This window comes from Bradyrhizobium liaoningense, assembly GCF_018130785.1.
GTDB classification, from domain to species: Bacteria; Pseudomonadota; Alphaproteobacteria; order Rhizobiales; family Xanthobacteraceae; genus Bradyrhizobium; species Bradyrhizobium liaoningense_A.
The window spans coordinates 1-1,129 of the sequence record NZ_JAFCJT010000068.1 but is presented as its reverse complement, the minus strand read 5'-3'; the positions used below and the strand labels follow the sequence as shown (position 1 = coordinate 1,129).

The following is a 1,129-nucleotide window of genomic DNA, read 5'->3' as shown; positions in this document are numbered from 1 at the left end:
CAGCCGGCGCTGACAAAGGCCGTTCACAAGCTGGAGCAAGAACTCGGTGGCGCGCTGATTCACCGTGAACGTCACTTCACCCAGCTCACCGAGTTGGGCAAGATGATTCTGCCCACGCTGGAGAAAATATTTGCCGCCACGGAGGCCGTACGGCTTCAGGCGCGAGGCTATCAAAAGAAGACAATCGCCCCGCTCAAGATCGGGCTGGTGCCGTCAGTCTCCGCCGCACTTATCACGGAATTGCTCTTGGAGCTCGCCAGGATCATTCCTGACCTGCGGGTCGATTTGCACGAGACGGATGCCAACGGGCTCGTTGCAATGCTTTTGGATGGCGAGATCAATGCCGCGCTCGTCGGTGACGCCGTGGAGCTACCTGAGCGTATCGACCGCTGGCGGCTGTTCGAGGAGCGGTACGTGCTCGCCTTGTCTCAGAAACATCCGATGGCGAGGCAAACCGTTATCCCGCCCCAAGACTTGCATGAGGCGGTATTTCTCGAAAGGGTCGGATGCGACGTCGCAGGCCGATTCAAACAGGCTTGTTTTGCCGACCATCCAGGCCCTAAAGTTGTGCACAGGAGCGCTCAGGAAAGCCATCTTCAGCAAATGTCGTCCGCCGGTCTTGGGGCCATCCTGGTGCCAGAACACGCTCCCAGGCTGCCGTCGCTCGCCGCTATTCCAATTGAGGGCGACCCCGTCCGGCGCGAGGTGCAGCTTTTGGCCGTGGCGGGGAGGCAGTATTCGCCGGCACTTGACGCCTTTATCAAGGTTGCTCGTGTTTGCGACTGGACGAGTGCGTTGGACAAACTCCGCCGCGCATCTGCCCCTGCGTCGAACAAAGACAATGCTCACAAGGCTGATGCACAAGGTGCAGGCGCCTTGATCCAAATAACGGACCCCGGTCCTGCCTCCTCATGTCCGAGCTTGTCGCGGACATCCAACCGTCGTTTGCTGAAGTGACGCGAAGTCGTGGATGGCCGGCACAAGCCCGGCCGTGTCGCAGTTGCAGTCCCCCACGCGTGACCACTTGAATCGACTCGTGTCATTTCCGGTCAGGCTCTAAGGGCGAGGCTTGGGCCCATCCGATTCGGACAGGGCAGCAAGCACTGTTTCGGTCGTCGCTCCCGTGATG

General features: G+C 60.1%; 1 protein-coding gene. It reads left to right on the top strand.

The features are described 5' to 3' along the window. Positions 1–957: LysR family transcriptional regulator (locus JQ627_RS38910; protein ID WP_212489603.1), on the top strand; the 957-nt coding region annotated here is incomplete at its 5' end. Positions 958–1,129: the final 172 nt, after the last annotated feature.